8 protein-coding genes are annotated in these 12,658 nt (G+C 68.1%); 7 read left to right on the forward strand and 1 reads right to left on the reverse strand.

What is annotated here, in order from left to right; translation table 11 throughout:
• Positions 1–8: 8 nt before the first annotated feature.
• Positions 9–1,532 (reverse strand): CoA-acylating methylmalonate-semialdehyde dehydrogenase, encoded by a 1,524-nt coding sequence (locus ASF45_RS08805; protein WP_056660126.1) that lies wholly within the window; start codon positions 1,530–1,532, stop codon positions 9–11.
• 129 nt (positions 1,533–1,661) lie between these two features.
• Between ASF45_RS08805 and ASF45_RS08810 the strand changes: the two genes are divergently transcribed.
• From ASF45_RS08810 to ASF45_RS08840, 7 genes are all read left to right on the forward strand, one after another.
• On the forward strand, positions 1,662–2,552 hold the full coding sequence (locus ASF45_RS08810) for a LysR family transcriptional regulator (protein WP_056660128.1): 891 nt from the start codon (positions 1,662–1,664) through the stop codon (positions 2,550–2,552).
• A gap of 94 nt (positions 2,553–2,646) precedes the next feature.
• Positions 2,647–4,239 (forward strand): FAD-binding oxidoreductase, encoded by a 1,593-nt coding sequence (locus tag ASF45_RS08815; RefSeq protein ID WP_056660131.1) that lies wholly within the window; start codon positions 2,647–2,649, stop codon positions 4,237–4,239.
• 215 nt (positions 4,240–4,454) lie between these two features.
• Positions 4,455–5,177 carry a PEP-CTERM sorting domain-containing protein gene (locus ASF45_RS36360; RefSeq protein ID WP_056660135.1) on the forward strand — a complete coding sequence of 241 codons (723 nt, stop codon included), beginning with the start codon at positions 4,455–4,457 and terminating at the stop codon, positions 5,175–5,177.
• 199 nt (positions 5,178–5,376) lie between these two features.
• Entirely contained in the window at positions 5,377–8,901 is a 3,525-nt protein-coding gene (gene smc / locus ASF45_RS08825; RefSeq protein WP_056660138.1) for a chromosome segregation protein SMC, read from the forward strand.
• Positions 8,902–8,929: 28 nt separating this feature from the next.
• Positions 8,930–9,967, forward strand: a complete 1,038-nt coding sequence (locus tag ASF45_RS08830) for a cell division protein ZipA C-terminal FtsZ-binding domain-containing protein (protein ID WP_056660141.1) — start codon at positions 8,930–8,932, stop codon at positions 9,965–9,967.
• Positions 9,967–12,009 (forward strand): NAD-dependent DNA ligase LigA, encoded by a 2,043-nt coding sequence (ligA, locus tag ASF45_RS08835; protein WP_056660144.1) that lies wholly within the window; start codon positions 9,967–9,969, stop codon positions 12,007–12,009. Before ASF45_RS08830 ends, ligA begins: the two co-directional genes overlap by 1 nt.
• Positions 12,006–12,551 carry a peptide deformylase gene (locus ASF45_RS08840; protein ID WP_056660147.1) on the forward strand — a complete coding sequence of 182 codons (546 nt, stop codon included), beginning with the start codon at positions 12,006–12,008 and terminating at the stop codon, positions 12,549–12,551. The genes ligA and ASF45_RS08840 overlap by 4 nt, the downstream gene beginning before the upstream one ends.
• Positions 12,552–12,658 lie beyond the last annotated feature (107 nt).

Below are 12,658 nucleotides of genomic sequence, written 5' to 3' on the forward strand. Positions count from 1 at the left end.
ACCCGAACTTACTTCAAGCTGATCGTGGTGTTCACACCCTGCGAGACCGTGGAGTCGTCGAACCAGCGCTCGGTGATGGTCTTGGTCTGCGTGTAGAACAGGATGACCTGCTTGCCGTAGGGGCCCAGGTCGCCGAGCTTGGAGGCGCGCGAGCCCGAGAACGAAAACAGCGGCACGGGCACCGGGATCGGCACGTTGATGCCGACCTGGCCCACGTCGATGTCTTCCTGGAACCTGCGCGCCGCGGCGCCGGACTGCGTGAAGATGGCCGTGCCGTTGCCGTTGGGGTTGCTGTTGATGAGTTCGATGGCCTCGTCGATGGTCTCGGCACCGGCCAGGCACAGCACGGGGCCGAAGATCTCCTGGTCGTAGATGCTCATGCCGGGCTTCACAGCCGAGAACACCGTCGGGCCGACGAAGTTGCCCTTCTCGTAGCCGGGCACCGTGGGCTTGCGGCCGTCCAGGTCCAGCGTGGCGCCATCGGCCAGGCCGCGCTCGATCAGGCCCGTCACGCGGTCGTAGGCGGCGCAGGAGACCAGCGGGCCCACGTCCACGCCTTTCTCGGTGCCGGCACCGATCTTGAGCGTTTTGGCCTTCTCGACGATGTCGGGAATCCAGTTGCGCGCCTCGCCGACCAACACGGCCACCGAGACCGCCATGCAGCGCTGCCCCGCAGCGCCGAAGGCCGCGCCCGCCAGCGCGTTGAGCGTCTGTTCCTTGTTGGCGTCGGGCATCACGATGGCGTGGTTCTTCGCGCCCATCATGCATTGCACGCGCTTGCCGGCCAGCGTGGCGCGGTTGTAGACATGGGTGCCGACCTTGGTCGAGCCGACGAAGCTGATGGCCTTGATGTCCTTGTGGTCGCAGATCGCGTTGACGGCGACCTCGCCGCCATGCACCACGTTCAGCACGCCGGGCGGAATGCCGGCCTCCAGCGCCAGTTCACACAGGCGCATGGTGACCATGGGGTCCTGCTCGGACGGCTTGAGCACGAAGGTGTTGCCGGTGGCAATCGCCATCGGGAACATCCACAGCGGGATCATCGCCGGGAAGTTGAATGGCGTGATGCCCGCGCACACGCCCAGCGGCTGCAGCACGGTGTAGGTGTCGACGCCGCTGGCCACGTTGTTGGCCAGTTCGCCGAGCTGCAGGTTGCCGATGCTGGCGGCGTGCTCCACCACCTCCAGCCCGCGGAACACATCACCTTCGGCGTCGGGCAGGGTTTTGCCCTGTTCGGCCGTCAGGATCGCGGCCAGCTCGGCCATGTTCTCGCGGATCAGCTGCTGGTACTTGAGGAAGATGCGCGCGCGTGCGCCGATGGCGGTCTTGCGCCATGTCTTGAACGCGGTCTTGGCGGAGGCGACGGCTGCGTCGATCTCCTGCGGCGTGGCGAAGGGCACACGCGCCAGCACTTCCTGGGTGGCAGGGTTGACGATGTCGCGCCACTCGGTGCTGCGCGATTCGACGAATTTGCCGTCGATGAGCAGCTTGACGGTGGGCACGGCGGGCTCGGACTTGGGAAGGGCGGACATGGGCAGGTCTCCTGGTATCGGTTCGGGTCTCGGACTGAGAAGCGCCGCCCATGCTACCTGTGCAAATTTCCATCGGCAATAGCAAACCAGGCTGTCCGACTCTGCAAATTTGCACAATACTCGCGGGCCATGGATTGGGACCATCTGCGCTACTTCCTGGAACTGGCGCGCACGCGCAAGCTCAGTGCCGCGGCGCGGCGGCTGGACGTGCAGCACACCACGGTGTCGCGCCGCATCCGCGCGCTGGAGCAGACCGTGGGCGCGCCGCTGTTCACGCGCTCGGGCGGCGAGTACGTGGTCAGCGAGGCCGGCCGGCGCCTGCTGCCCCAGGTGGAGACCATGGAGGCCGCCAGCCTCGCGGTGCTCGGCACCGCTGCGGCGCGGGCTGGCGAACTCTCGGGCGTGGTGCGCGTGGGCGCGACAGAGGGCTTCGGCACCGTGGTGCTGGCGCCCATGCTGGCGCGCTTTGCGCAGGCCCATCCGCAGCTCGTGGTCGACCTGCTGCCGCTGCCGCGCAACGTCAATCTCTCGCAGCGCGAGGCCGACATCGTGGTCTCGCTGGAGCGGCCGGTGCGCGGCAACGCCGTCGCGGCGCGCCTGTGCGACTACGTGCTGCGGCTGTATGCCTCGCACGATTACCTGGCACGGCATCCACCTATCCGTGGCCGCGACGACCTGCCGCAGCACAGCTTCATCAGCTACATCGACGACCTCCTGTTCAGCAAGGAGCTGCGCTACCTGGCCGAGCTGTGCCGGCCACAACGCTACGCGTTGCGCAGCACCAGCGTGCTGGCCCAGCACCAGGCCGTGGCCCAGGGGGCGGGCATCGGCGTGTTGCCGGCATTCTTGGCCGACGGCGACGCGCGGCTGTGCGCTGTGCTGCCCGAAGAGGCGCAGTTCGTGCGCACCTTCTGGATTTCCATGCCCAAGGAGAACCGCTCCATCGCACGCATCCAGGCCGTCTGGAGTCTGTTGCGCTCATCTGTGCAAACGGACGAGAGACTACGACCACCGGTCTGAATTCGCGACAGTTTCGTCGTCCCGCCTTGCCAGTGATGCGGGGGAATCAATGTTATTGCGTAATATGCCCTGATTCATTTAGCAGGAGTGAGCAATGGACATCGAAGCAGCGGTCCGTGCATGGAGGCAGCTCCTCGGGGCGGAGCAGGTGCTGGATGCGCAACAGGCACAGGCCGCCTACGGCGCCGACACGGCGGCCAACGAGCGCGCGATTCCGGCAGCATTGCGCATCCTGGACAGCGCGCGCCTGCCCGATGTGATGCAGATCGCGCAGAAGAACAAGGTGCCCGTGCATCCCATCAGCACCGGCCACAACTGGGGTTACGGCACGGCGCTGCCACCGGGCGACGGCAGTGTGCTGATCGACCTGGGTGGCCTGCAGAAGATCCTGCACTTCGATGCCGAGTTCGGTGTCGTGACAGTGGAACCGGGCGTGACCCAGGGCATGCTGTCGGACTTCCTCGACGCCGGACAGCACCCCTTCCTGGTGCCGGTGACGGGTGCCGGGCCGACCTGCAGCCTGCTGTCCAATGCGCTGGAGCGCGGTTATGGCGTCACGCCGATCACCGACCACTTCGCGGCCGTGACCGATGTCGAGGTGGTGCTGGCCGATGGCTCGATCTACCGCACGGCCATGCACGAGGCCGGCGGCGAAGAGATCGCGCGGCTGTTCAAGTACGGCATCGGCCCGTACTCCGTCGGCTTGTTCACGCAGAGTGCGTTCGGCATCGTGACCAAGATGAGCATCGTGCTGGCCAGGCGCCCGGAATGCGTCAAGGTCTGCCTGTTCAGCCTCAAGGACGACAGCCTGCTGGAGGCGGCCGCGGCCGCGATTCGCAACGTGCTCTCCAAGCTGCCGGGCACGGTGGGCGCGATCAACCTCATGAACCAGCACCGCACGCTGGCCATGTCGGCGCCGTACCCTGAAGACCGGCTCGTGAACGGACTGATTCCGCCCAATGTCATCTCCGAACTCGGCAGCCAGTACCAGCTCTTTCCGTGGACCGGCTTCGGCACGCTGTACGGCACCAAGGGTGTGGTGGCCGCCGCGCAGAAGGAGATCAAGCGCGCGCTGGCCGGCATCGCCAGCCGGCTCATCTTCCTGACGCCGGCCACGGCCAAAACCCTGGCCCGGGCAGCGGCGCGGCTGCCGGGCGGGCTGGGCGAGCGCATCGGCAGCACGGCGCAGACGCTGGCGTTGTCGCTGGAACTCGTGGCCGGCCGGCCCAACGAGACGGCATTGCCGCTGGCCTACTGGCGCAATCCGAACCCACCGAAAGGCCAGTTCCGCGATCCGGCGCGCGACGGCAGCGGGCTGATCTGGTATGCGCCGCTGGTTCCGATCCGGCCGGCCACCATGCGCGCCTACGTGAAGATGGTGCACGAGGTCACGGCACGCCACGGCATCGAGCCGCTGATCACCTTCACGACGCTGAGCGACAAGCTCGTGGACAGCACCGTGCCCATCGTGTTCAAGCGCGACGATCCGAATGCCGTGGCGGCCGCCAAGGCCTGTTACGCCGAACTCGTGCAGACCGGGCGCGCGGCCGGCTATTTCCCCTACCGCGTGGGCATCGGCGGGATGCAGACCGTGGTCGGCCTGCAGAACACGGCCAAAGCCTTCCACGCGCGGCTGCACGACTGCCTGGATCCGAACGGCATCCTCTCACCGGGGCGTTATCGCTAGCGCCAGTTGCGGCCGAACGAGGGCGCGTCGTAAGCGTGAACAAATTCACACGCCGGTGTCACTGAAATTTACATGTTCTTACGCATTGCATTTGAAATGCAAATTTGTCTATATAAATCAATAGGTTAGTTTGTTTCAAATTGCTGGCACAGAATGTGCATTCTTGGTGCAGAGGAGCGGCAGACGCCGTCCTCAACAACATCCAAGGACTACATATGAACGTGCTCAAGAAGACCCTCTTCGGTGCCGCACTCGCCGCTGCTGCTGCCGTGTCGCAAGCTGCCATCGTCAACGTCGGTGGTGTCACGTGGGACACCGCCGCCGTGGACGCCAACGGCTTCTCCCTCGACTTCTCCGGCAATACCGCCTCCGTCCACCAGACGATCAACGCGCAAGGCGTGCTGAGCGGCACCGGAACGATCTCGGGCATCAACGACAACACGAGTTTTTGCACTGGCTGCACGCTGACCTTCAGCTTCGGCGGTTTCCAGCTGAGCAGCGGTAGCTTGCCGACCGGCAACGTCACGGGCACCTTCCTGCCAAGCTACTCCGGCGGCTGGGTCAACGTGACGGTGAACTATGCCAATGCGCCTTCCGTGCTGTGGCTCGGGATGGTCGGCCATGAAGTGGATGGCAGCTCGCTCGACGGCAACATCGTGACCCGCAACGGCGTCGTTCGCTCGATGTTCGGTGGCGGCCAACTCGATGTGGTGGGTGGCCTTGCCGCCAGCTACTTCGACACCAACACCATGACGGAAGGCGCGGACTTCACCTTCGGCACGGTGTTCACGACGATCGTCAGCGCCACCAACGCCTTCGGTTCTGGCACCTTCACGAGCAAGACCCGAGTGACTGAAGTGCCCGAGCCGGCCTCGGTCGCGCTGTTCGGCCTGGGCCTGGTGGGCCTGGCGGCAGGCCGCCGCAAGCTGGCGAAGTAAGCCGCATTCCACCACCACCAATGCCCGGCAGGTCCTCTTGCCGGGCATTGCCGTTTCTGCGCGGGTGCTGGCGGGCGGGGCTTGCAAGCGGCTCAGATAAAATTTTGGGCGGCTGTGCGTTGTCCTGGCAGCGCATGCAGGTCCGGCGCGTCCGGACCGAATTACCAGACACGCTGCATCTTCCCAACCAAGCTCTCCCTTGCGTCTCAACTCCATCAAGCTGGCCGGCTTCAAGTCCTTCGTCGAGCCCACGAACTTCCTGCTGCCCGGGCAGCTCGTGGGCGTGGTCGGCCCGAACGGCTGCGGCAAGTCCAACATCATGGACGCGGTGCGCTGGGTGCTGGGCGAGAGCAAGGCCAGCGAGCTGCGCGGCGAGTCCATGCAGGACGTGATCTTCAACGGCACCAACCTGCGCAAGCCGGCCAGCCGCGCCAGCGTGGAGCTGGTGTTCGACAACGCTGACCACCGCGCCGGCGGCCAGTGGTCGCAGTTCGGCGAGATCGCGGTCAAGCGCGTGCTCACGCGCGACGGCACCAGCAGCTACTACATCAACAACCAGCCCGTGCGCCGGCGCGACGTGCAGGATGTGTTCCTGGGCACGGGCCTGGGGCCGCGCGCCTACGCCATCATCGGCCAGGGCACGATCAGCCGCATCATCGAGTCCAAGCCCGAGGAGCTGCGGCTGTTCCTCGAAGAGGCGGCGGGCGTCTCCAAGTACAAGGAGCGCAGGCGCGAGACCGAGAACCGGCTGTCGGACACGCGCGAGAACCTGACCCGCGTCGAAGACATCCTGCGCGAACTCAACGCCAACCTCGAGAAGCTGGAAAAGCAGGCCGAGGTCGCGCAGCGCTACCACGCGCTGCAGGCCAGTGCCACGCTCAAGCAGCACCAGCTGTGGTTCTTGAAGCGCGCCGACAGCGAGGCCGACCAGGCCCGCATCCTGGCCGAGGTCGCGAATGCCCAGACCGCGCTGGAAGCCCGCGTGGCCGACCTGCGCCACATCGAGGCCGAACTGGAAACCGTGCGCCAAGCCCACTACGCGGCCGGCGACCTGGTCAACCAGGCCCAGGGCAAGCTCTACGAAGCCAGTGCCGAGGTCGGCAAGCTGGAAAGCGAGATCCGCTTCGTGGTCGAAGGCCGCCAGCGCGTCGAACAGCGCCTGGCCGCGCTGAAGGAGCAGATCGGCCAATGGGGGACGCGCCGCGAGGATGCCGAGGCCGAGATCGAGACGCTGTCCGGCCAGGGCGAGCAGGCCGAAGAGGCCGCCGAGCTGCTGGCCGCCCAGGTCGAGGAACAGGCCATGCGCCTGCCCGAGCTCGAGGACGCGCTGGGCCAGGCCCAGGCGCGGGCCAACGAGCAGCGTGCGAGCGTCGGCCAGGTCCAGCAGCAGATCCAGGTCTTGGCGGCCGAGCAGCGCAGCATCGAGGAGCAATCCCGCCAGCTCAACCAGCGGCGCGAGCGCCTCGTGACCGACCAGCGCGCGCTGGCCGTGCCCGACGAGGCGCGCCTGGCGCAGTTGCAGGCGCAACTCGAGCAGGCCCAGGAGGCCGCCGGCATCGCCGATGCGCGCTTGCAGGAACTGCAGGACAGCGTGCCGCAGCTGGACGAAGACCGGCGCACGCGCCAGCAGACCGTCAACACCGAGTCCGCGCGCGAGGCCGACCTGTCGGCCCGCGCCGAAGCGCTCAAGACGTTGCAGGAGAAGGTGCGCACCGACGGCAAGCTCACGCCGTGGCTGGCCCGCCACGGCCTGGATGGCCTGCAAGGCATCTGGAGTCGCATCCACATCGAGCAGGGCTGGGAGAACGCGCTGGAGGCCGCGCTGCGCGAACGCCTGGGTGCGCTGGAGATCTCGCGACTGGACAGCGTCAAGGGTTTCCTCGGCCAGCAGGGTGCCGATGGCCCGCCGGCCAAGCTGGCCTTCTACAGCCCGCCGGCCACGCCGACAGTGCCGGAGGCGGCCAAACTGCCGCGCCTGGCCGACCTGCTGCGCCTGGGCGATGCAGCCCAGCGCGCCCTGTTCGCCGAATGGCTGCACGGCTGCTACACGGCGCAAAGCTTCGAGGAAGCCCTGGCCCAGCGCAGCCAGCTACAACCCGGCGAGACCATCTACGTGCGCGCCGGCCATGCGGTCGGCGCCCACAGCGTGAGCTTCTTCGCGCAGGACTCCGAGCAGGCCGGCCTGCTGGCGCGCGCACAGGAGATCGAGAACCTGGACAAGCAGTTGCGCGCCCAGGCCTTGATCGGCGAGGAGTCGCGCAGCGCACTGGTGCGCGCCGAGGCCGCTTACGCCGACGCCGCGCAGCGCCTGGTCGGCGCGCGCCGCGAGGCCGCTGAGACCCAGAGCAGCGCGCACCAGCTGCAGGTTGAGACGCTGCGGCTGCAGCAGCTGGCCGAGCAGGCCAGGGCCCGGAACGAACAGCTGACCGGCGACCTGGCCGAGGTCGACGCCCAGCTGGAAGACCTGCAGGAGCGCCGCATCACGGCCGAGGCCCGCTTCGAGGAGCTGGACATGCAGCTGGCCGACAGCCAGGAACGCCATGCCCAGCTCGACGAACGCGTGATCGAAGCCCAGCGCCGCCTGGCCGAATCGCGCGAGCAGCAACGCAGCCTGGAGCGCCAGGCGCAGGAGGCGCAGTTCGCGCACCGCAGCCTGGGCGCACGCCGCGACGAATTGTCACGCGCCATCGCCATGGCCGAGCAGCAGGCCGGCTCGCTCGTGGGCGAGGAGGAGCGCGCACGCGAGGAGCTCTCGCGCCTGTCGGACGCCGCGGCCCAGGCGGGTCTGCAGAACGCGCTGGCGCTCAAGCTCGAACGTGAGGCCGCCCTGGGCGCGCAGCGCAGCGAGTACGACGACCTCACGCAGCGCCTGCGCGCGAGCGACGAGCGCCGGCTCAAGTTCGAGCGCGAGCTCGACCCCCTGCGCCAGCGCATCACCGAGTTCCAGCTCAAGGAGCAGGCCGCGCGCCTGGGCCTGGAGCAGTACAGCCAGCACCTGCTCGACGCGGGCGTGGACATGGCCCAACTGGCCCAGTCCATCACCGAAGGCAATGTGCGGCTGTCCGGCCTGCAGACCGAGATCGACCGGCTGCACCGCGAGATCGTCGCGCTGGGTGCCGTCAACCTCGCCGCGCTGGACGAGCTCAGCGCCGCGCGCGAACGCAAGCAGTTCCTCGATGCGCAGACGGCCGATCTCACGGAAGCCATGACCACGCTCGAGGATGCGATCCGCAAGATCGACAACGAGACGCGCGAACTGCTCTCGGGCACCTTCGACACCGTCAACGGCCACTTCGGCCGCATGTTCCCCGAGCTGTTCGGCGGCGGCAACGCGCGGCTGGTCATCACCGGCGACGAAATCTTGGATTCGGGCGTGCAGGTGATTGCCCAGCCGCCCGGCAAGAAGAACCAGACCATCCACCTGCTGTCGGGCGGCGAGAAGGCGCTGACGGCCATTGCGCTCGTGTTCGCGATCTTCCAGCTCAACCCCGCACCGTTCTGCCTGCTGGACGAGGTGGACGCGCCGCTGGACGACGCCAACACCGAGCGCTATGCCAAACTCGTGAGCGCCATGAGCCGCGAGACCCAGTTCCTGTTCATCAGCCACAACAAGATCGCCATGGAAATGGCCAAGCAGTTGATCGGCGTGACCATGCAAGAGCAGGGCGTCTCACGCATCGTGGCGGTCGACATGGAATCGGCCCTGTCCATGGCCGAGTCCTGAACATCCAACCCAGAACAAGAGGAAACCGATGAGCAGCACGCTGCAGATCGGATTGGCCGTGGCCGGCGGTGTCGTGCTGGCTGGCGTCGTGGCGCACAGCGCCTGGTCGTCGCGCCGCAATGCGCCGCGCAAACCCGACCCCATCGCCGCCGAGCCCGCCGCCAGTGAAGACGCGGCCGATGGTGAACGCCGCGAACCCGGGTTCGAGGATGCCAGCCTGCCGCTGCCGGCCGCGCCCGAGCGCCGCGCCATGCTGGATCCGCTGATCGACGTGATCGCTCCCATCGCGCTCGAGGGCCCGGTCTCCGGCGATGCCGTGCTGGCCGCGCTGCCGGCCACACGCCGTGTCGGCAGCAAGCCCTTCGCGGTGGAAGGCCGCAATGTCAACGGCGGCCAATGGGAGGCCGCGCAGGCCGGCCAGCGCTACGACGCGCTGCAGGCCGGCGTGCAGCTGGCCAACCGCACGGGCGCGCTCAACGAGATCGAGTTCTCCGAGTTCGTCATGAAGGCCCAGGCCTTCGCCGATGCCATGAATGGCGCGCCCGAGTTCCCCGAGATGCGCGAGGAGGTGGCGCGCGCGCGCGAGCTGGACCAGTTCGCCAGCAGCCACGACGCGCAACTGAGCTTCACGCTGCGCGCGCTGCACGCGGCCTGGAGCCCTGGCTACCTGCACCAGAACGCTGCGCGCCTGGGCTTCGTGGCCGGCATGATCCCGGGCCGCATGGTGCTGCCCTCGGGCACACCCGGCCTGCCGCCGCTGCTGGGCCTGAGCTTCGATTCGCAGGCCGCGCTGGCCGAAGACCCGGACCAGGCCGCCATCCGCAGCGTGACGCTGACCTTGGATGTGCCCCAGGTCGAGCGCGCCGAGCAGCCATTCGTGCGCATGCGCGAAGCCGCCACCGCGCTGGCCCAGGCCATGGACGGCGTGGTCACCGACGACGCGGCGCGCCCGCTCACGCGCGAGGCCATGGACGTGATCGGCTCCGAGCTCGAGCAGCTGTACGACACGCTGGACACGCGCGAGTTGTCGGCCGGCTCGGCGCTCGCGCGCCGCTTGTTCAGCTGATGGCGCCGCACGAGCAGACCGCACAGGCGCAGCAGCTCAAGGCGCTGCTGCGCCGCTACGCGCACCGCTACTACGTGCTCGACGACCCGGAGGTGCCGGACGCCGAGTACGACCGCATCTACCAGCAACTCGAAGCGCTGGAGACGGCCTGGCCCGAACTCGTGACGGCCGATTCGCCCACGCAGCGCGTGATCGGCGCCGTGCTGGAAGGCCTGACGCCGGTGCGCCATGCCGTGCCCATGCTGTCGATCAAGACCGAGACCGACACCACGCCCGCCGGTGCGCTCAAGTTCGACACCAGCGTGCGCAACGCGCTCAAGCTGGCCGAGGACGCGCCGGCGCTGGCCTACGCGGCCGAACTCAAGTTCGACGGCCTGGCCATCAACCTGCGCTACGAGCAGGGCGAGCTGGTGCAGGCCGCCACGCGCGGCGACGGCGAGACCGGCGAGGACGTGACGCACACCATCCGCACCATCAAGTCCATCCCCAACTACCTCAAGCACGGCAACGTGCCGGTGTTGGAGGTCCGCGGCGAGGTCTTCATGCGCCGCGACGACTTCGAGGCATTGAACGAACGCCAGCGCGAGAGCGGCGGCAAGACCTTCGTGAACCCGCGCAACGCGGCGGCCGGCGTGGTGCGTCAGCTGGACGCCGGCATCGCCCAGCAGCGGCCCCTGAGCTTCTTCGCCTACGGCCTGGGCGAGGTGCAGGGCTGGGACGCGCCGGCCACGCATTCGGCCACGCTGGATGCGCTCGCGACCATGGGCGTGCCCGTCAACAAGGACCGCCAAGTGGTGCAGGGCGCGCAAGGCCTGGCGGACTTCCATGCGCTGATCGCCGCCGCGCGCGACAGCTTGCCGTTCGACATCGACGGCGTGGTCTACAAGGTCGACGACCGCGCCTTGCAGCAGCAGCTGGGCTTCAAGTCGCGCGAGCCGCGCTGGGCCGTGGCCCACAAGTACCCGGCGCAGGAGCAGATCACACGGCTCAACGGCATCGAGATCCAGGTCGGCCGGACCGGCAAGCTCACGCCGGTGGCCAAGCTCGAACCCGTGTTCGTGGGCGGCACCACCGTCAGCAACGCCACGCTGCACAACCTGTTCGAGATCCGGCGCAAGCGCGTGCGCGTGGGCGACCGCGTGATCGTGCGCCGCGCCGGAGACGTGATCCCCGAGGTTGTGGGCGTGGTGCCGGGCCCGCGCGAGGGCTATGTACCCAATTTCCGCATGCCGCGGCAATGCCCGGTCTGCGGCAGCGCCGTGGTGCGCGAGCCCGACGGCGTGAACCACCGCTGCTCGGGCGGCCTGTTCTGCCCGGCCCAGCGCAAGCAGGCGCTGCTGCACTTCGCGGGCCGGCGCGCCATGGACATCGAGGGCCTGGGCGACAAGCTCGTGGACCAGCTCGTCGACGGTGGCCTGATCCGCACGCTGCCCGAGCTCTACAAGCTCGGCGTGGGCAAGCTCTCCATGCTTGAGCGCATGGCCGACAAGAGCGCCATGAACCTGGTGCAGGCGCTGGAAGCCAGCAAGACCACCACGCTGGGCCGTTTCCTCTATGCCCTGGGCATCCGCCACATCGGCGAGTCCACGGCCAAGGACCTGGCCAAGCACTTCGGCCGCCTCGACCCCATCATGGACGCCAGCGTCGAGCAGCTGCTGGAGGTCAACGACGTCGGCCCCATCGTGGCCCAGAGCCTGCGCACCTTCTTCGAGCAGCCGCACAACCGCGAGGTGGTGGAGCAACTGCGCGCGGCCGGTGTGCACTGGCCCGAATCCGAGGGACTGGCCGCGCAGCGCGTGCCGCTGCCGCTGGCCGGCAAGACCTTCGTGCTGACCGGCACGCTGCCCACGCTCTCGCGCGACGCGGCCAAGGAGAGGCTGGAGGCGGCCGGTGCGAAGGTGGCGGGTTCGGTGTCCAAGAAGACCGACTATGTGGTGGCCGGCGAGGAGGCTGGCAGCAAGCTGGAGAAGGCCCAGGCGCTGGGCATCGCGGTGCTGGACGAAGCGGGCATGCTGGCGCTGCTACCACAGGAGAACCCATGACCGTCCGCGACATTCTCAAGATGGGCGATGCGCGCCTGCTGCGCGTGGCCCAGCCCGTGCCTGCCGAGGCCTTCGATTCGGACGCGCTGCATCTGCTCGTGTCCGACCTGTTCGACACCATGCACGCCGTCAACGGTGCAGGTTTGGCGGCGCCGCAGATCGGGGTGGACCTGCAGCTCGTGATCTTCGGCAGCAACGAGCGCAACCCACGCTACCCGGACCGGCCGCTGGTGCCCATCACGGTGCTGTGCAACCCCGTCATCACGCCGCTGTCGGCCGATGAGGACGAGGACTGGGAAGGCTGCCTGTCCGTGCCCGGCCTGCGCGGTGTGGTGCCGCGTTGGTCGAAGATCCGCTACACGGGCTTCGACCAGTACGGCGATGCGATCGACCGCACGGTCGAGGGCTTCCACGCCCGCGTGGTGCAGCACGAGTGCGACCACCTGATCGGCAAGCTCTACCCGATGCGCGTGCGCGACTTCACGCGCTTCGGCTTCACCGACGTGCTGTTCCCTGGCATCGCCGCCAGCGAGGACGACTGAGCATCGGCTCGTCGAGGCAGGCGCCGCAGCGGCGCTTGGCTGTTCGGGGTCACGACCGCGTCACGCACGCGGCATACGCTGGCACGGTGCGTCGAAGCGGCCATGCG

The sequence above is a fragment of the Pseudorhodoferax sp. Leaf265 genome (assembly GCF_001422365.1).
Lineage (GTDB): Bacteria > Pseudomonadota > Gammaproteobacteria > Burkholderiales > Burkholderiaceae_C > Pseudorhodoferax.

Excerpts from the sequence above, each read along its gene's own strand:
- ASF45_RS08840 (WP_056660147.1), top strand. The coding sequence starts at position 12,006 with ATGACCGTCCGCGACATTCTCAAGATGGGCGATGCGCGCCTGCTGCGC.
- ASF45_RS08830 (WP_056660141.1), top strand. The coding sequence starts at position 8,930 with ATGAGCAGCACGCTGCAGATCGGATTGGCCGTGGCCGGCGGTGTCGTG.
- ligA (WP_056660144.1), top strand. The coding sequence starts at position 9,967 with ATGGCGCCGCACGAGCAGACCGCACAGGCGCAGCAGCTCAAGGCGCTG.
- ASF45_RS36360 (WP_056660135.1), top strand. The coding sequence starts at position 4,455 with ATGAACGTGCTCAAGAAGACCCTCTTCGGTGCCGCACTCGCCGCTGCT.
- ASF45_RS08815 (WP_056660131.1), top strand. The coding sequence starts at position 2,647 with ATGGACATCGAAGCAGCGGTCCGTGCATGGAGGCAGCTCCTCGGGGCG.
- ASF45_RS08805 (WP_056660126.1), bottom strand. The coding sequence starts at position 1,532 with ATGTCCGCCCTTCCCAAGTCCGAGCCCGCCGTGCCCACCGTCAAGCTG.
- ASF45_RS08810 (WP_056660128.1), top strand. The coding sequence starts at position 1,662 with ATGGATTGGGACCATCTGCGCTACTTCCTGGAACTGGCGCGCACGCGC.